Source organism: Pseudomonas khorasanensis (genome assembly GCF_014268505.2).
Classification (GTDB): domain Bacteria; phylum Pseudomonadota; class Gammaproteobacteria; order Pseudomonadales; family Pseudomonadaceae; genus Aquipseudomonas; species Aquipseudomonas khorasanensis.
The window spans coordinates 48,493-64,245 of the sequence record NZ_JABWQP020000001.1 but is presented as its reverse complement, the minus strand read 5'-3'; the positions used below and the strand labels follow the sequence as shown (position 1 = coordinate 64,245).

Sequence of the window (15,753 nt, the reverse complement as noted above, 5' to 3'; positions counted from 1 at the left end):
AACCGCCGCTGTGAAGCCCGAAAACCGTGAAAGGCAGCTGAAAGGTTGCTGAAAGGTTGCTGAAAGGTTAGCCGGTTAGAGTCGGCCCACGGACAGTTTCGACTATCACCGCTGCTGCCACACAGCATGACGAAAAACGCCACGAAGCGTTTTCGACCAATAAGAACAATAATCGGAGTACACCGCATGTCGTCCATGCAAACCCGGGCTCTTACACAGGCCTGCGCTCCCCGCTACAACCCTGCCCTGACCGGTTTTCGTACGTCGGGCCGCGCCGTTTTCCCTTCCGATATTCCAGTCAATGCGCTCGCGCTACGAACGATTGCGCCTGCTGCTGAGCGAAGCGTTGCCCTTTGGTAATTCTGCACGTCCATAACAACAACTCCCAAGGAGACTCAGATGAACTTATCACTGCGTAAAGTTGCTCTAGCCGCTGGCGCGATGCTGTTCGCCGGCCAACTCATGGCCGAACCGAAACGCCCGGAATGTATTGCTCCGGCGTCCCCGGGCGGCGGTTTCGACCTGACCTGCAAGCTGGTGCAAAGCGCACTGGTCAACCAGAAGCTGCTGAGCAAGCCGATGCGCGTGACCTACATGCCCGGCGGTGTTGGCGCGGTGGCCTACAACGCGGTGGTCGCGCAACGTCCGGCCGACGCCGGCACGCTGGTGGCGTGGTCGAGCGGTTCGCTGTTGAACCTGGCCCAGGGCAAGTTTGGTCGTTTCGATGAAACTAACGTGCGCTGGCTTGCGGCGGTCGGCACCAGTTATGGCGCCATCGCGGTGAAAAGCGATTCGCCCTACAAGACCCTCGACGATCTCGTTCAGGCACTGAAGAAAGATCCGGGCTCGGTGGTTATCGGCTCCGGCGGCACCGTCGGCAGCCAGGACTGGATGCAGACTGCCCTGATCGCCAAGGCTGCGGGGATTAACCCGCGCGAGCTGCGTTACGTGGCGCTCGAAGGCGGCGGCGAAATCGCCACGGCCCTGCTCGGCGGCCACATTCAGGTCGGCAGTACCGACATTTCCGACTCCATGCCGCACATCCAGAGCGGTGACATGCGCCTGCTAGCGGTGTTCGCCGACAAGCGTCTCGACGAGCCGGAAATGAAAGACATCCCGACCGCTCGCGAACAAGGCTACGACATCGTCTGGCCGGTTGTCCGCGGCTTCTACCTCGGGCCAAAAGTCAGCGACGAAGACTACGCGTGGTGGAAAGACTCTTTCGACAAACTGCTGGCATCCGACGAGTTCGCTACATTGCGCGATCAGCGTGAACTGTTTCCGTTCGCCATGACCGGGCCGGAACTGGACACCTACGTGAAGAAGCAAGTCGCGGACTACAAAGTGCTGGCCAAAGAGTTCGGCCTGATCCAGTGATCGTCTCTGTCTAGCGGCCGCGTTCCCGGTTCCGGGGACGCGGCACAGGAGTTCTCATGCTTATTCAACGCATTTTCGCCTCGGTGCTGCTGCTGGTATGTGCCGGCCTGGCTCTGATGGCGTGGCCGTACCAGGCGGCTTTTTCCTACGAACCAGTCGGCCCCCGCGCCTTCCCGCTGCTGATGCTCGGCCTGATGGGCGCAGCGCTGCTGTACATGGTGTTCCGTCCGGCACCAATCAAACACACCGAGGACGAGCCACCGCTGGACCGCGAAACGCTGACCAAGATTGCTATCTGCGTCGCGCTGTTGCTGGTATTTGCCGGCCTGTTCGAACCGCTGGGCTTCATCCTCAGCAGCGTGGCGATCGGTATTCCGATGGCGCGCCTGTATGGCGGACGCTGGGTGCCGAGCGTCGTGGTGACCACGCTGATGGCCATCGGTCTGTATCTGCTGTTCGACCGCGTGATGGAAGTCCCGCTGCCCCTTGGTCTGCTCGACGTGCTGGAGAACTGATATGGATACCCTCGGTTATTTGGGTCAAGGCTTCGGCGTCGCGCTGAGCCCGTACAACCTCGTTACCGCGCTCACCGGCACGTTGATCGGCACCGTCGTCGGCTTGCTGCCGGGCCTCGGCCCGATCAACGGCGTGGCGCTGCTGATTCCGATTGCCTTCGCCCTTGGCCTGCCGCCGGAGTCGGCGCTGATCCTGCTCGCAGCGGTGTATCTGGGCTGCGAATACGGCGGCCGGATCAGCTCGATCCTGCTGAACATCCCAGGCGAAGCATCGACCGTGATGACCACCCTTGATGGCTACCCGATGGCCCGCAAAGGCATGGCCGGTGTGGCACTGTCGCTGTCGGCGTGGAGTTCGTTCATCGGCGCGTTCATCGCCACTTGCGGCATGGTGCTGTTCGCCCCGCTGCTGGCGAAATGGGCGATTGCCTTCGGGCCGGCGGAATATTTCGTGCTAATGGTGTTTGCAATTGTCTGTCTCGGCGGCATGGCCGGCGACCGACCGTTGAAAACCTTTATCGCGGCGCTGATCGGCCTGTTTCTCTCCACGGTGGGCATCGACGCCAACAGCGGCGTGTACCGTTTTACCGGCGACAACATCCACCTGACTGACGGCATTCAATTTGTCGTGCTGGTGCTGGGCCTGTTCTCCATCAGCGAGATTCTTCTGCTGCTGGAAAAAACCCATCGCGGCCAGGAAGCGGTGAAAGCCACCGGGCGCATGATGTTCAATTTCAAGGAAGCGGCATCGGTGTTCACGGTGAACATTCGTTGCGGGCTGCTCGGTTTCATCATGGGCGTGTTGCCGGGCGCCGGCGCGACGCTGGCCAGTGCCGTGGCCTACATGACCGAAAAACGCATCGCCGGTGCCAGCGGCACGTTCGGTCAGGGCGACGCCCGTGGCCTCGCTGCGCCGGAAACCGCGATCGGTGCCTCGGCCTGTGGCGCACTGGTGCCGATGCTGACGCTGGGCGTGCCAGGTTCGGGCACCACGGCGGTCATGATCGGCGCGTTGTCGCTGTACAACATCACCCCGGGCCCGCTGCTGTTCCAGCAACAACCGGACATCGTCTGGGGCCTGATCGCGTCGTTGTTCATCGCCAACATCATGCTGGTGATCCTCAATATCCCGATGATCCGCATCTTCACCCGCATCCTCGCCGTGCCGAACTGGGCACTGGTGCCGGTCATCGCGATCATCACCGGGATCGGCGTTTACGCGGTTCACGCCACCACCTTCGACCTGTTCCTGATGGTCGGCATCGGCATCTTCGGCTACATCCTGCGCAAGCTTGATTTCCCGCTGTCGCCGGTACTGCTGGGCTTCATCCTGGGTGGTCTGATGGAGCAAAACCTGCGTCGTGCATTGTCGATTTCCAACGGTGCGCTGGAGATCCTCTGGTCGAGCCCGATCACCTTCGGTGTCTGGGTATTGACTGCATTTATGCTGGTCTTGCCGCTGATCCGCATCTGGCGCAAACGCGCGGTCGCTCGTCGCGCCATCGTCGATGTCTGATCGCTCGTCCTTCAAATCCTGGTGGGGAACCCCGCTGGTCGGTCTGCTTGGCGGTTTCATCGCCAGCCAGATCGGCTGGCCGTTGCCGTGGATGGTCGGCTCGTTGCTGGCGATCATTCTCGTGCGCTGCCTGACCCCCTGGCAACTGGCCGAAATCCCTGGCGGCCGCAAGTGCGGCCAGTGGATCGTCGGCATCGGTATCGGCCTGCACTTCACCCCGATGGTGATGGAGCAGGTGCTCAGTCATTTCGGTTTGATCTTCTTCGGCGCACTGGTCACCAGCCTGTCAGCGGTGGTTGGCGTGTGGCTGATGCGCCGCACCGGCGAGGATCGCGCCACTGCGTTTTTTTCGAGCATGCCCGGTGGTTCCGGGGAGATGGTCAACCTCGGCGCGCGCAACGGCGCACTGCTCAGCCACGTGGCGGCGGGGCAAAGTTTGCGGGTGCTGGTGGTGGTGTTATGCGTGCCGGCAGCGTTCAAATATTTGCTTGGCGACGGCACACCTGTTTCTCACGCCGGCAGCGTCGATTGGCGCTGGCTGGCGGTTCTGTTTCCGGCGGGCGCCCTGCTCGCCTGGCTCTGGCAGCGTTTGCGCCAACCCAACCCGTGGCTGTTCGGGCCGCTGCTGGTGAGTGCGGCGGTGAGCATCGGTTGCGATTTGCATATCAGCCTGCCCAACGGCGGCAGTCAGATCGGCCAGTGGTTGATCGGCAGCGGCCTGGGGTGTCATTTCAATCGACAGTTCTTCCGTCGCGCGCCTTCGTTCATGGGGCGGACGTTGATCGGCACGGTGCTGACCATGCTGATCGCGACTTTGGCGGCGTTGGGTCTGAGCGCGATGACCCATCTAGATCTGCGCTCACTGACGCTGGGTATGATGCCCGGCGGCATTGCCGAAATGAGCCTGACAGCGGAGACCCTGCAACTGTCGGTACCGCTGGTAACGGCGATGCAGGTGATGCGGCTGTTGTTCGTGTTGTTTCTGGCAGAGCCGTTGTTCAAGTACTGGAATCGTATTCCAGAGTCCTGAGCGACTGATCATTCCCACGCTCCGAGTGGGAACAATCTTACGTGAGCGGCGGAAGACGCCACTCAATCGGTGTTTCGCCGTTCTGCTCCAGAAACTTATTGGTCCGGCTGAAGTGCCCGCAACCCAGAAAGCCGCGATAGGCCGACAGCGGTGACGGATGCACCGAGGTCAGCACCAGATGTTTGGTCGCGTCGATCAGCTTCTGTTTGCTCTGCGCATGGGCGCCCCAAAGCATGAACACCAGATGCGGCTGCTTTTCGCTGACCACTTCAATGATCCGGTCGGTAAAGTGCTGCCAGCCCTTGTCCTTGTGCGCATTGGCGTTGGCGCGCTCGACAGTCATGGTGGTGTTGAGCATCAGCACGCCCTGATCGGCCCAGCTCTGCAGGTAGCCATGGTTGGGAATATCGATATTGAGGTCGCGTTTCAGCTCTTTATAGATGTTGACCAGCGAGGGCGGCGCCGGCACACACGGTTGCACCGAAAAGCACAGACCGTGAGCCTGGCCCGGGCCGTGATACGGATCCTGACCAAGGATCACCACTTTGACTTTATCCAGCGGCGTCGAATTCAGCGCATTGAAAATCATCGGCCCCGGCGGATAGATCTCCTTGCCGGCCGCCCGCTCCTGCTGCAGGAAATTGCGCAACTCTGCCATGTAGGGCTGGTCGAACTCAGCACGCAGTGCCTCCTTCCAGCTCGGTTCGAGTTTGATACGGTCGTCAGCAGTCATGGTCTTACCCGGCAAAAACAATGGGGCGAACCCTAGGAAAGCCGACCACGCTTGTCAATTGATCTGACGCAGATCCGGCACTTTCCCCCACAGCGATCATACTGATCGTTCAAATTTCCGATCGAGGTCACGATGAATCTGCACTTCGAAGAACTTACCGGCACCGACGGCGCGCGCATTGGCATCGCCAGCCTGGATGCCGAAAAGTCGCTGAACGCGCTGTCCCTGCCGATGATCAACGCCCTGAGCGACAAACTGCACGCCTGGGCCAAGGATCCACAAATCGTCTGCGTGCTGCTGCGTGGCAACGGCGCCAAGGCCTTCTGCGCGGGGGGTGAGGTGCGCAGCCTGGTCGAAGCCTGCCGCGCCCATCCCGGCGAAGTGCCGCCGCTGGCAGCGCAGTTTTTCAGCGCGGAATATCGTCTGGATTACAGTTTGCATACCTACCCCAAACCGTTGATCTGCTGGGGCCACGGTTATGTGCTCGGCGGCGGCATGGGCCTGTTGCAGGGTGCCAGCACACGGATCGTCACGCCGAGCAGCCGTCTGGCAATGCCGGAGATCAGCATTGGCCTGTACCCCGACGTCGGTGCCAGTTGGTTTCTCGCGCGGTTGCCGGGCAAGCTCGGCTTGTTTCTCGGTTTGACCGGTGCACATATCAACGGACGAGATGCGCTGGATCTGGATCTGGCCGACCGCTTCCTGCTCGATGACCAGCAGCCGGACCTGATCGAAGGCCTGCTGCAATTGAACTGGCAGGAACAGACCGACATGCAACTCAACAGTCTGCTCAAGGCCCTGCAACAGGAGGCCCTCGGGCAAATGCCCGAAGCGCAGTGGCTGCCGCGTCGTCAGCAGATCGACGAACTGCTCGACGTGAGCGACGTTGCCTGCGCCTGGAAAGCCATCAGCCTGCACCGCGACAGCAGCGACCCGTTGATCGCCCGCGCAGCGAAAACCATGACCGAGGGCTCGCCATTGACCGCCCATCTGGTCTGGGAACAAATCACCCGCGCCCGGCATATGTCGCTGGCAGAGGTGTTTCAGATGGAATACACCCTGAGTCTCAACTGCTGTCGGCATCCGGAATTCAGCGAAGGCGTGCGCGCACGCTTGATCGACAAGGATCAGAAGCCGCACTGGCACTGGCCGGATATCCATAACGTGCCGGACGCGGTGGTCGAGGCGCATTTTCAAAAGGTTTGGGAGGGCCGGCATCCACTGGCGGATTTGACGGCTTACTGAGCGAATCGCAAGGCAAAAAAAAGCGGCGCTTCATGCGCCGCTTTCATTTGCGGTTGATTACCAGCGGTTGCCACGGCCGTTGTGGTCACGGCGGCCGCTGTGGCGGTCGTAGTTGCCGCGACCACGGTGGTCGTTGTCCCAACCGCCGCGACGGTGGCCTTCCCAACGTCCGCGATCGTTACCGTGCCAGCGACGGCTTTCGTAATAACGCGGCGCCGGTTGGTAGTGGCGTGGCGCCTGGTAATAACGCGGTTGCTGGTAGTACCGCGGCGCTGACTGGTAGTAGCGCGGTTGCGTGTAATAGGTGCCGCCGCTGCGGTAATAAGAGCCGCCACCGTTGTAGTAGGCCGGTGCGGGTGATGTGTAGACCTCTGACCTGTAATAGCTGTCTCCGTAGGAATAAGGGACGCATCCGCCAAGGGAAAAAAGCATCACGGCAAGCAATAGGATTCGGCGATACATGGCGGCCTCCTGGACCGCGGGTTGGCCACACCAGCGACGCTGGCAGGCGACAGTCATTTATTCTGTGACTGACGAAGATTCAGACAGCATTTTCGGAATCTGGTGCGTTCCTGCAACACGTTGAAACAAGTGATTATGAATCTTGTTTATCCGCAGGATGACCTTTCGATCGCCAAACCAGGAAGCCCTGGTCCGACCGATCCTGATCTGATCAATGATGACACCTTGCACAGCCTGCTGCTCCGCGCCGATCATGGGATGTACCGCGCCAAGCGAAGCGGGCGCAATCGCACCTGCATGGAAATGCCGAACTCGACCTATGCCTGATACCGACGTCAAACCCGACCACTGCCCGGCCTGCGGCGCACGCAACGATTGCAGCCTCGCCGATCCGCGCACCGCCGACAGCGAATGCTGGTGCTACGGCGTCAGCATTGACCCCGCTGTGCTCGAAGCGCTGCCGGCCGAGTTGCGCGATAAAGCCTGTCTGTGCCCGCGTTGCGCGCAGGTCGAGGCGCAACTGCAAGCAGGCCGGCCACCGATCCCGTAAGATGCGCGGCCCTTTATCCGTCGAAATCTGACCATGCGCGTCGACCGTTTCCTCAGCAATCTGCCCCGCTACAACCGTCAGCAGGTTCGCCTGTTGCTGGTGGAAAAGCGCGTGCGGGTTGACGGAAAAGTCGTCAGCGATCCGCACAGTGAAGTGCTCGAATTCAGCCGGGTTGAAGTCGACGATGAGGTCCTGCAGAACGGCAAACCGGCGCGCTATTTCATGTTGCACAAACCGCCGGGCTACGTCAGCGCCACTCGGGATCCGCAGCATGCGACCGTACTCGACCTGCTCGATGAACCGGACAAGGACGATCTGCACATTGCCGGGCGCCTGGATTTCAACACCACCGGGCTGATGCTGATCACCAACGACGGCGCCTGGTCGCGACGTCTGACCCAGCCGCAGACCAAACTGCCGAAGGTCTACTACGTTGAAACCGAACAGGACATCGGTGCGCAATACGCGCTGACGTTTGCCGAGGGCATCTATTTCGCCTTCGAGGATCTGACCACGCAACCGGCGCAACTGGAGCAGCTCGGCCCACGTTCGGCACGGCTGAGTATCGTTGAAGGCCGCTACCATCAGGTCAAGCGCATGTTTGGTTTCTTCAACAACAAAGTGCTGCGCCTGCACCGCGAATCCATGGGCGAATTGGCCCTCGATAGCGCGCTAAAACCGGGCGAGTACCGCGCTTTGCGCACCGAAGAGATTCGTTTGTTCTAAGCAGCCGACCGCTCAGCCGAAGTTGTCGAACAATTTACCGGCGGCACTTGCGTGATCCTGACTCCCCTGCTTGAATCAGGACGTCGGCCGAAATGTGACCGATGAGTCACAACATACTTCCAAGAAACTTTTTGCCGGTCGTCAGCCCCAGGGCTGCGCCTCAGCCGGCAGACTGCCCGCCAATAACAATACCCGTCGACCTGCCGTACCGGATCGACATGGGCCAGCAAATTCCAGGCGTATGCCTACCTGTCACAAAGCTCGTGCAATCTCGATTGCGCGCATACCCGCTTGCTTGCCAGGAGTCTTACGACATGAGGCCAGAAATCGCTGTGCTGGATATACAGGGTCAGTATCGGGTTTACACGGAGTTCTATCGCGCAGACGCCGCAGAAAAGACCATCATTCTGGTCAACGGCTCGATGGCCACGACTGCGTCGTTTGCACAGACCGTGAAAAACCTGCACCCGCAATTCAACGTGGTCTGCTACGACCAGCCCTACGCGGGCCGGTCAAAAGTCCACAACCTGCACGAGAAACATCTGACGAAGGAAGTCGAAGGGCAGATTCTGCTGGAGCTGATCGACCACTTCGCCGCCGAGCACGTGCTGTCATTCTCCTGGGGCGGCGCCGCCACCCTCGTCGCCCTCGCGCAGCAGCCCCGGCGCATCGAGAAAGCCGTGATCAGTTCGTTCTCCCCGGTGATCAACGCGCACATGCTCGATTACCTCGAACGCGGCGTCGACTACTTGGGCAGCCGCGACGGCGACCGGGTCGGCCATCTGGTCAACAACACCATCGGCAAACACTTGCCGTCGCTATTCAAGCGCTTCAACTACCGCCACGTCAGCAGCCTGGCCGAGCACGAATACGGGCAGATGCACTTCCACCTCAACGACGTGCTGCACAGCGATCGGCAGTGCTATTTGAATGCGGCAAAAAAGATCAACGTACCGGTACTGTTCTTGAACGGCGAATGGGACGAATACACCGCCGCCGCCGATGCGCGCCTGTTCGGCAACCACGTCGCGCACAGCACCTTCACCACCCTGCAAGCCACCGGGCACTTCCTCGACATGGAGCACAAAGCCGCCTGCCGCGACAGCCAGAACGCCGTCGTAGGCTTTCTCAAACCTGAGCAGCAGGCCAGCCGCACACGCTACCCGTTTGTGCAGGATCAGCATGCATTGGCCATTTGAAACAGCGTCGTCGCGGGCAAGGCTGGCGGCTTGAGGTGTTAGCTTGCACCGTGCAGCACTTGCTCGCGACTGAGCGTTTCGTGCGTAGTAACGCCTTCACGCAGAAAAGAAAAACTTCAAATCCGCGGCCGAGTCTGGTACAAAGTCAGCCGCTCTGAGCGGGTATAGTTTAGTGGTAGAACGAAAGCTTCCCAAGCTTTAGATGAGGGTTCGATTCCCTCTACCCGCTCCACCTAATATTGATCTCACGTTGCGTTGTCTGACGGGGGATGCAGGAATTGAAAAACCGGCCTTGATGGCCGGTTTTTTTGTGCGTGGGATTTGAGGTCATCCGGTAACAAGGCAGACCAATCCAGAAACAAACCATAGATTGCAGATTCGCCGGTTGCGCATACGCTTTGATCTTTTTAATGATAAAGCGGCCCCTAGCCGGGGCCCTGCGTCTAATTTCCCCCCAGCGACAGACCCAGCCGCTACCAGGCTTCGAGCGGCTGGAAAAGTCGCCGCCGAGTATATCCCGAGTAAAAAAAACCAATCATTTGCACTTGAAAAGGTCCCATTCAATGCAGGAAGACAAAAGGTTTGGAATGACCAGAGAAGAGCTGGCCATTTGGGATGATGCAATAAGGTTTGCTCGATTGAACAAGAAGGTTATTGGCAAGCGGCTTACGGATCAGACCCAATATCCACCTGAAAAGGAGCCTGTTTCGGTTTTTATGGCTGGATCGCCGGGTGCTGGTAAAACAGAGGCATCATTAGCCCTGTTGAACCTTTTCTCCGACACACCAATCCTGCGTATTGATCCAGACGAACTCAGAAACGAATTCGACGCCTATCAGGGTGGCAATGCCTGGCTTTTCCAAGGCGCAGTCTCGATTCTCGTTGGTAAGCTCATTGACCTCGCATTGGACCGGAAGCAATCTTTTCTGCTGGACGGGACGCTTTCCAATATCGAGATCGCTAGAACTAATGTGCAACGATGCCTCAGCAAGGGGAGATTCGTGCAGATTCTCTACGTCTATCAAGATCCAAAGCTTGCGTGGTCTTTCGTTCGAGACCGTGAGGAAGCCGAGGGACGGAGGATTCGACCGGAGCATTTCGTCGAACAATACTTTGCAGCTCGTGACGTGGTGAACGCGCTTAAGCTAGAGTTCGGCAAAGATTTACATGTCGATCTTCTTGTGAAGCATATTGATAACTCCGGGCGTCTCTATAAGGCTGGAATTGACAAAATCGACTACCATATCCCCGAGAAGCATACGAGACATGAGCTGATGACCATGCTTGGGATCACTGACGGAGCAATCGCATGAAATTCGAATCCGAGAAGGAATCCAGTAGCCCGTTCGCGGACTTTATCCGTAATGCTAAATCGGAAGAAAAAAAGCGCGTTTACAGCGAAGTGCTGACCGAGGCTACAAAAAAACAGATTGAAGTGATGCTGGCGGCGCGTGAAAAGAAAGCCTAATGAGAACACTGTGGCTTACACGCAACTACCCGCTCCACCCAATATTGATCTCACGTTGCGTTGTCTGACGGGGGATGCAGGAATTGAAAAACCGGCCTTGATGGCCGGTTTTTTTTGTGCGTAGGACGTAACGCGATTCAACTTTAAACAGCCACGGCGCGATCCGTGAAAAGACTTGGATATCGCTGGAATTTTCCGACACATTCAACGCGAAACGAATTCCAAAGGATGCCGCCACAATGACGCAAAACATCTACGACGATCCCGATTTTTTCCACGGCTACAGCCAGATGAGCCGCTCCATCGGCGGCCTTGATGCCGCGCCGGAATGGCCGGCGCTCAAGGCACTGCTGCCGGCCATGCACGGTTTGAATGTGGTGGATCTGGGTTGTGGTTACGGCTGGTTCTGCCGCTGGGCCGTCGAGAACGGCGCGGCCGCTGTGCTGGGCCTGGATGTCTCGGAGAAGATGCTCGACCGGGCACGGCAATCGTCCACCGATGCGAATATCCACTATGAACGCGCCGACCTCGAGCATCTCGACTTGCCCGCCTGCCATTTCGATCTGGCCTACAGTTCGCTGGCGCTGCACTACATCAAGGATCTGCCGGGGCTGTTCGCGCAGCTTTATGCCGCGCTTAAACCGGGTTCACATTTTGTGTTTTCCATCGAACATCCCATCTTCATGGCGCCGCGCAATCCGGGCTGGTTGGTCGACAACGAGGGCCGCAAGCGGTGGCCGCTGGACAGCTATCAGATGGAAGGCGAACGAGTGACGAACTGGCTGGCCGATGGCGTGATCAAGCAGCATCGCACGGTGGGGACGCTGCTTAATGCATTGATCGCTGCGGGTTTCAACATCCGTCACGTCAATGAATGGGGCCCGAGCGACGAAGACGTCGTGTCGCAACCGGCCCTGGCCGAAGAGCGCGAGCGGCCAATGATGATGTTGGTGGCGGTGCAGCGCTAAGGCGCCCTTCAGCGAGTCGCAACAATAAACAGCCGTGGAAATGGCAACAGCACCGAGCCGTCAGCCAATGCGGGATAAGCCTGCGAAACCGCCGCCAGATACTGCTGCAAATATTGCGCTCGTTCCTCCTCGGTCAACGGGCTCAAGAATGGAATCAGCCCGCTGCCCTTGAACCACTCGACCACCCCCGCCGCCCCGCCCGCCAGTTGATGGTGATAGGTGGTGCGCCACACATCGACCCGTGCGCAGTGCGGCCGCAGCATCGAGAAATATTCGCTGGCACTGGCCATGTCGGTACGCTGCCCGGCCGCGCCGCTGAGCTTGCTCGCCCACGGCCCATTGGCGGCCACTTCGCGCATCAAGCGGTGCGACGGTTCATTGAGATTGGCCGGCATCTGGATTGCGAGGCTGCCGCCCGATGACAGCTTGCTCGCGAGGGTGGGCAGCAACGAAGCGTGATCAGGCACCCATTGCAGCACCGCGTTGGCGAAGATCACATCGAACGGGCCGGCGTCCGCCCACTTATCAATCTCGGCCACTTCGAAACGCACGTCGGGCAAGCGCTTGCGCGCCGCAGCGATCATATCCACCGAACTGTCGAGACCCGCGATGCTGGCCTCGGGAAATCGCTCAACCAGCAACTCGGTGGAATTTCCGGGCCCGCACCCGATATCCACCACCGCCCGCGCCTGCGCGGTGGGAATCGCCGCCAGCAGATCGCGGGCCGGGCGGGTGCGTTCATCTTCGAAAGCGACGTATTGCTTGGCAGACCAACTCATTGCGTTCTCCTGTCGGGGCGTTCTGGCAACGGGGAAAAACAGCTGGCGATACGATACAGCGATCTGCCTGGCGTGGCCTCCCTACCTAGGTCCAGCGTCGATAATTTGTAAACAGAATTTTCAGCGCAACGGTGGTGTCTGAATTTCAAGCTCCCACGAAAAGGAACCCAGCATGAAATTCGCAAAAGTTGCTCAAAACCTCGCTCTCTGGGCCGGTAGCCCGAAGACATTTATGGGAGCGTTGATTCTGATCGGGCTGTGGGGTTTGAGTGGGCCGATCTTTGGCTACAACGATACCTGGCAGCTGATCATCAATACCTCGACCACGATCATCACGTTTCTGATGGTGTTCCTGATTCAGAATACGCAGAACCGCGACACTGACATTCTGCATCTGAAACTTGATGAGCTGCTTCGGGTGAACAAGGAGGCACAGAACGCGATGCTCGGGCTGGAAGCGCTGGACCTGCAGCAGCTGGAGGCGCTACGTCGGCATTACCGCGCGTTGGGCGAGAGTGAGGTGTTCGATCTTGAGGGGTTGGGTGACAAGAGCAAGCCAAAGCAGAATCTGAACGAGTGCTGAAAACTCGCCCGCGCCTGCATTACTTCGTGCAGGCGCGGGTGGGTTCAGAACATCTGTGACGTTAGCGACTGGCCTGCAGCGCGCGGGCTCTCTCCAGATGGCTTTGCAATTTCGGCAAGGTCTCATCGGCAAACGCTTTGATTTCCGGCACGTTGGTGGTCTGTGCCTGTTGCTCGATCTGCGTAATGGCTTCTTCGGTGGCCTTGACCTGGCTGGCAGCGTAGGCCTGATCGAAGGTCGCGCCGTCTTTCACTTCCGGCATCAGCTCTTTGGCCTTGTCGGCGAGCTGATCACGGGGCGCGACAGGCAGGTCGAGCTTTTTGGCGATCTTTGCCAAATGCTGGTTGGCCGTGGTGCGGTCGTTGATCACGACAATGGTGTAATCCTTGACCTCTTTGGATTCGGTCTTGCCGTGGGCCAGACGGCTGGCTTCGATATCGGCCATGCCTTTGGCGGATGCATCGTTGATGAAATCGGCAGGCGACTGGGCAAACGCAGTGCTGGCGCACAGGCCGAGCAGGGCTGCAATACTGACGTTACGTAAACGGGTGGCCATCCGGCTCATGGTCGCGCCCTCCTTCGTTGAAAATTCAAGCGGGCATGTTCGCCCGCTGCTCAAATAGTTGCGGCGGACTGTCGCCCGCCTGAGTTAAGAATGCTTTGGCGGTCAAAGGTTTAGAAAAGTTGGCCCAGGTGCGACGAACGGTGTGCTCGGAATAGGATGTTCAGCGCCCGGAACCTCTTCAATATCAGGCCTTGTTCGGTATCAGGCCCGGAAGCGCGTGCACCAGAGCATTGATGGCGAAACCGATGAACATCACGCCGCACAATCGGGTAATGAGCAATTCGTGACGCTGATAAACCGTACGCACTCGCTGCGCGCCGACGACGCCAATGAGGATCGCGTAGGCCACCGCGCCGCCAACGAAACTCAGGGCGATCAACGCTGGTAGCATCGACCAGTTGAGCAACTCGGCGCGGCTCGACAACAGCGCGGTGAAGGTCGCTACTGCCACCGGATAAGCCTTGGGATTGGTCAGGCCGAACACGATACCATGCCAGAACGGCTGGCGCGCCGCGCCTTGAGCTTCGTCGCCTTGGCGGCGCTGGGCACGCACCGCACGCCAACCGAGCCAGAACAGATACACGGCACTCAGCACACCGAGCACGTCGAACGCGGTGCTGCCGATTTCCCGGGCGCCGACAATCGCCACCAGCGCCGTGCTGCACCAGATCACGTCACCCAGCAAGTGCCCGCAGAGAAACCCTGCCCCGGCCCGCCGTCCATGCGCCGCGCCAATCCCGAACACCGCCAGCACACCCGGCCCGGGCGTGATCCCGTAGATGAAACCCGAGGCCAGAACGGCCAATAGCAATGATGGAGTCATGAAAAACCTGCGAACGCCAGAACACGTGGCGGCCAGTCTATATCAGCGCGAATGCGCCGGATCAGGGCGCGTCGTGAAAACGCATGCCGGGATACGGTTTTTGCCGACAAGCCGCCAGTCGAGACGCGAGATCGCCGACATGCGCCTCAAGTTTGTGACCATCGGGATCGAGGAAATAGAACGACGCGCCTTCGCTGCGGTTGTCGCGCCACTGGCGCACCTGAGCCGAGTTCAGCGTTTCTACCAATGAGGGGAAATCTGCCGCGCTCACACTGAAGGCGTAATGGGTGTAATCGGCGCCCGGCTCATTCTTGCGCTGCGGATCCACGGACAGGCACAACCACAGCCCCGGCAGCGACAGATAGGCGCCGGAATCCCACGTCGCCTCGACGCGCAATTGCAGCACGTCGCGGTAAAACGTCAGGCTGCGCTGCAGATCGGCGACCGCCAGAGTCAAGTGATTGAGTCCGCTGAGCATCGGTTCAATAGCCTCTGAGATTTTCAGGAACGACGTATTGCTGGCCATCGTAGATCAGAGTGACTTGGGTTGTTTTCAAGTTGGTGGTTTTCGAAAGACACTGTTTACCCGACTGAGTGTTTTTCATCTTGCTGCCACGACTGGTGACGATCAGATCGGCCAGACCATGATGGTTGGAATGAGCGATCTCAACGGTGCGGCGCACCTGTTTGAGGTAGCCCTCGCAGTCGCCGCTGAACTCACCGTTGTTCTTGTACACCACCAAGCCTTCGAGAACTGGGCGCAGTTCACTGCCGTCGCGCACGTACAACGCCAGATCGGTTTTCTCATAAGGAATAGCGTGGGAACTGTGGACGAACTTCGAACGCAAGCCAAATGCGCGAACATCCGCTGCCAGGCGATAGCGACCGGTGTCGATGCGCAGATCGTCAAAACGCACGGCGTCGGAGTTGTAAGCGCCAGGTTTGCGGTAGGTGGCAATGGGTTTGGCGTTGCTGGCATTGACGAGTGCCAGGTCGAGATCGAACACCCCGACCTCTGCGTCATCCGAATCCGCCAGATAAGTGGATTTGACAGCAATCGCCTGATTTGGCGCGGCGGGCCAGACCTTGCAGCGCGACAGGGATTTGCCATCGAAGGCTTTGGTTTCGCAAGCGGCATGGACTTGAGCCGTAAGCGCGAACAAGCCAAGTGCGATAAAAATGCGGAGATGCACAATCATGGTTCTTCCTTGAAA

Annotated in this window: 20 protein-coding genes and 1 tRNA gene; 14 read left to right on the top strand and 7 right to left on the bottom strand. The window is 59.1% G+C overall.

Annotation, left to right across the window (positions count from 1 at the left end):
* Positions 1-399 precede the first annotated feature (399 nt).
* Genes HU727_RS00325 through HU727_RS00310 form a run of 4 tightly spaced genes read left to right on the top strand, consistent with a single transcriptional unit; the run spans position 400 to position 4,438 of the window.
* A complete protein-coding gene (locus HU727_RS00325; RefSeq protein ID WP_186532216.1) occupies positions 400-1,377 on the top strand; it encodes a Bug family tripartite tricarboxylate transporter substrate binding protein in 978 nt (325 codons plus the stop codon).
* Between the two features lie 56 nt (positions 1,378-1,433).
* Positions 1,434-1,892, top strand: coding sequence for a tripartite tricarboxylate transporter TctB family protein (locus tag HU727_RS00320; protein ID WP_186532217.1), 459 nt, complete (start codon positions 1,434-1,436; stop codon positions 1,890-1,892).
* A gap of 1 nt (position 1,893) precedes the next feature.
* On the top strand, positions 1,894-3,408 hold the full coding sequence (locus tag HU727_RS00315; protein ID WP_186532218.1) for a tripartite tricarboxylate transporter permease: 1,515 nt from the start codon (positions 1,894-1,896) through the stop codon (positions 3,406-3,408).
* Entirely contained in the window at positions 3,401-4,438 is a 1,038-nt protein-coding gene (locus HU727_RS00310; RefSeq protein WP_186532219.1) for an AbrB family transcriptional regulator, read from the top strand. The genes HU727_RS00315 and HU727_RS00310 overlap by 8 nt, the downstream gene beginning before the upstream one ends.
* A gap of 37 nt (positions 4,439-4,475) precedes the next feature.
* Here the strand turns inward: HU727_RS00310 and ung are convergent, their stop codons facing one another.
* On the bottom strand, positions 4,476-5,171 hold the full coding sequence (gene ung, locus HU727_RS00305) for a uracil-DNA glycosylase (RefSeq protein ID WP_186532220.1): 696 nt from the start codon (positions 5,169-5,171) through the stop codon (positions 4,476-4,478).
* Positions 5,172-5,303: 132 nt separating this feature from the next.
* Between ung and dspII the strand changes: the two genes are divergently transcribed.
* On the top strand, positions 5,304-6,416 hold the full coding sequence (dspII, locus tag HU727_RS00300; RefSeq protein ID WP_186532221.1) for an enoyl-CoA hydratase/isomerase DspII: 1,113 nt from the start codon (positions 5,304-5,306) through the stop codon (positions 6,414-6,416).
* Positions 6,417-6,473: 57 nt separating this feature from the next.
* Here dspII and HU727_RS00295 read toward each other — a convergent pair whose 3' ends face one another.
* On the bottom strand, positions 6,474-6,878 hold the full coding sequence (locus HU727_RS00295) for a hypothetical protein (protein WP_186532222.1): 405 nt from the start codon (positions 6,876-6,878) through the stop codon (positions 6,474-6,476).
* 135 nt (positions 6,879-7,013) lie between these two features.
* On the opposite strand from HU727_RS00295, the gene HU727_RS00290 reads away from it, so the two are divergent.
* The 8 genes from HU727_RS00290 to HU727_RS00255 all read left to right on the top strand — a co-directional run bounded on the left by HU727_RS00290 (position 7,014) and on the right by HU727_RS00255 (position 11,789).
* On the top strand, positions 7,014-7,205 hold the full coding sequence (locus tag HU727_RS00290) for a hypothetical protein (protein WP_186532281.1): 192 nt from the start codon (positions 7,014-7,016) through the stop codon (positions 7,203-7,205).
* Complete coding sequence (locus HU727_RS00285) at positions 7,198-7,428, top strand: cysteine-rich CWC family protein (protein WP_186532223.1); 231 nt, start codon at positions 7,198-7,200, stop codon at positions 7,426-7,428. Before HU727_RS00290 ends, HU727_RS00285 begins: the two co-directional genes overlap by 8 nt.
* A gap of 33 nt (positions 7,429-7,461) precedes the next feature.
* On the top strand, positions 7,462-8,154 hold the full coding sequence (locus HU727_RS00280; RefSeq protein ID WP_186532224.1) for a pseudouridine synthase: 693 nt from the start codon (positions 7,462-7,464) through the stop codon (positions 8,152-8,154).
* A gap of 314 nt (positions 8,155-8,468) precedes the next feature.
* Entirely contained in the window at positions 8,469-9,353 is an 885-nt protein-coding gene (locus HU727_RS00275) for an alpha/beta fold hydrolase (RefSeq protein ID WP_186532225.1), read from the top strand.
* Positions 9,354-9,511: 158 nt separating this feature from the next.
* Positions 9,512-9,585 (top strand) — tRNA-Gly (locus HU727_RS00270).
* A 331-nt stretch (positions 9,586-9,916) separates the two neighbouring features.
* The gene (locus HU727_RS00265) at positions 9,917-10,666 is read left to right on the top strand and encodes a zeta toxin family protein (RefSeq protein WP_186532226.1); all 750 of its coding nucleotides are present in this window, start codon (positions 9,917-9,919) and stop codon (positions 10,664-10,666) included.
* Entirely contained in the window at positions 10,663-10,821 is a 159-nt protein-coding gene (locus HU727_RS00260) for a hypothetical protein (protein WP_186532227.1), read from the top strand. The genes HU727_RS00265 and HU727_RS00260 overlap by 4 nt, the downstream gene beginning before the upstream one ends.
* A gap of 239 nt (positions 10,822-11,060) precedes the next feature.
* Positions 11,061-11,789, top strand: a complete 729-nt coding sequence (locus HU727_RS00255) for a class I SAM-dependent methyltransferase (RefSeq protein WP_186532228.1) — start codon at positions 11,061-11,063, stop codon at positions 11,787-11,789.
* A gap of 8 nt (positions 11,790-11,797) precedes the next feature.
* Here HU727_RS00255 and tam read toward each other — a convergent pair whose 3' ends face one another.
* Positions 11,798-12,568, bottom strand: a complete 771-nt coding sequence (gene tam / locus HU727_RS00250) for a trans-aconitate 2-methyltransferase (RefSeq protein WP_186532229.1) — start codon at positions 12,566-12,568, stop codon at positions 11,798-11,800.
* A 172-nt stretch (positions 12,569-12,740) separates the two neighbouring features.
* Between tam and HU727_RS00245 the strand changes: the two genes are divergently transcribed.
* Positions 12,741-13,151 carry a low affinity iron permease family protein gene (locus tag HU727_RS00245; RefSeq protein ID WP_186532230.1) on the top strand — a complete coding sequence of 137 codons (411 nt, stop codon included), beginning with the start codon at positions 12,741-12,743 and terminating at the stop codon, positions 13,149-13,151.
* 61 nt (positions 13,152-13,212) lie between these two features.
* On the opposite strand, the gene HU727_RS00240 is transcribed toward HU727_RS00245, so the two are convergent.
* The 4 genes from HU727_RS00240 to HU727_RS00225 all read right to left on the bottom strand — a co-directional run bounded on the left by HU727_RS00240 (position 13,213) and on the right by HU727_RS00225 (position 15,738).
* The gene (locus HU727_RS00240) at positions 13,213-13,716 is read right to left on the bottom strand and encodes a DUF4142 domain-containing protein (RefSeq protein WP_186532231.1); all 504 of its coding nucleotides are present in this window, start codon (positions 13,714-13,716) and stop codon (positions 13,213-13,215) included.
* Between the two features lie 184 nt (positions 13,717-13,900).
* Positions 13,901-14,539, bottom strand: a complete 639-nt coding sequence (locus tag HU727_RS00235; protein WP_186532232.1) for a LysE family translocator — start codon at positions 14,537-14,539, stop codon at positions 13,901-13,903.
* Positions 14,540-14,600: 61 nt separating this feature from the next.
* On the bottom strand, positions 14,601-15,017 hold the full coding sequence (gene fos, locus HU727_RS00230; protein WP_186532233.1) for a fosfomycin resistance glutathione transferase: 417 nt from the start codon (positions 15,015-15,017) through the stop codon (positions 14,601-14,603).
* Between the two features lie 4 nt (positions 15,018-15,021).
* Positions 15,022-15,738: a PA3715 family protein gene (locus tag HU727_RS00225; RefSeq protein ID WP_186532234.1), complete on the bottom strand. Its 717-nt coding sequence runs from the start codon at positions 15,736-15,738 to the stop codon at positions 15,022-15,024.
* Positions 15,739-15,753 lie beyond the last annotated feature (15 nt).

Excerpts from the sequence above, each read along its gene's own strand:
- HU727_RS00235 (WP_186532232.1), bottom strand. The coding sequence starts at position 14,539 with ATGACTCCATCATTGCTATTGGCCGTTCTGGCCTCGGGTTTCATCTAC.
- HU727_RS00245 (WP_186532230.1), top strand. The coding sequence starts at position 12,741 with ATGAAATTCGCAAAAGTTGCTCAAAACCTCGCTCTCTGGGCCGGTAGC.
- dspII (WP_186532221.1), top strand. The coding sequence starts at position 5,304 with ATGAATCTGCACTTCGAAGAACTTACCGGCACCGACGGCGCGCGCATT.
- HU727_RS00260 (WP_186532227.1), top strand. The coding sequence starts at position 10,663 with ATGAAATTCGAATCCGAGAAGGAATCCAGTAGCCCGTTCGCGGACTTT.
- HU727_RS00240 (WP_186532231.1), bottom strand. The coding sequence starts at position 13,716 with ATGAGCCGGATGGCCACCCGTTTACGTAACGTCAGTATTGCAGCCCTG.
- fos (WP_186532233.1), bottom strand. The coding sequence starts at position 15,017 with ATGCTCAGCGGACTCAATCACTTGACTCTGGCGGTCGCCGATCTGCAG.
- HU727_RS00295 (WP_186532222.1), bottom strand. The coding sequence starts at position 6,878 with ATGTATCGCCGAATCCTATTGCTTGCCGTGATGCTTTTTTCCCTTGGC.
- HU727_RS00255 (WP_186532228.1), top strand. The coding sequence starts at position 11,061 with ATGACGCAAAACATCTACGACGATCCCGATTTTTTCCACGGCTACAGC.
- HU727_RS00285 (WP_186532223.1), top strand. The coding sequence starts at position 7,198 with ATGCCTGATACCGACGTCAAACCCGACCACTGCCCGGCCTGCGGCGCA.
- HU727_RS00320 (WP_186532217.1), top strand. The coding sequence starts at position 1,434 with ATGCTTATTCAACGCATTTTCGCCTCGGTGCTGCTGCTGGTATGTGCC.
- tam (WP_186532229.1), bottom strand. The coding sequence starts at position 12,568 with ATGAGTTGGTCTGCCAAGCAATACGTCGCTTTCGAAGATGAACGCACC.
- HU727_RS00280 (WP_186532224.1), top strand. The coding sequence starts at position 7,462 with ATGCGCGTCGACCGTTTCCTCAGCAATCTGCCCCGCTACAACCGTCAG.
- HU727_RS00265 (WP_186532226.1), top strand. The coding sequence starts at position 9,917 with ATGCAGGAAGACAAAAGGTTTGGAATGACCAGAGAAGAGCTGGCCATT.
- HU727_RS00325 (WP_186532216.1), top strand. The coding sequence starts at position 400 with ATGAACTTATCACTGCGTAAAGTTGCTCTAGCCGCTGGCGCGATGCTG.
- ung (WP_186532220.1), bottom strand. The coding sequence starts at position 5,171 with ATGACTGCTGACGACCGTATCAAACTCGAACCGAGCTGGAAGGAGGCA.
- HU727_RS00315 (WP_186532218.1), top strand. The coding sequence starts at position 1,894 with ATGGATACCCTCGGTTATTTGGGTCAAGGCTTCGGCGTCGCGCTGAGC.
- HU727_RS00225 (WP_186532234.1), bottom strand. The coding sequence starts at position 15,738 with ATGATTGTGCATCTCCGCATTTTTATCGCACTTGGCTTGTTCGCGCTT.
- HU727_RS00290 (WP_186532281.1), top strand. The coding sequence starts at position 7,014 with ATGAATCTTGTTTATCCGCAGGATGACCTTTCGATCGCCAAACCAGGA.
- HU727_RS00310 (WP_186532219.1), top strand. The coding sequence starts at position 3,401 with ATGTCTGATCGCTCGTCCTTCAAATCCTGGTGGGGAACCCCGCTGGTC.
- HU727_RS00275 (WP_186532225.1), top strand. The coding sequence starts at position 8,469 with ATGAGGCCAGAAATCGCTGTGCTGGATATACAGGGTCAGTATCGGGTT.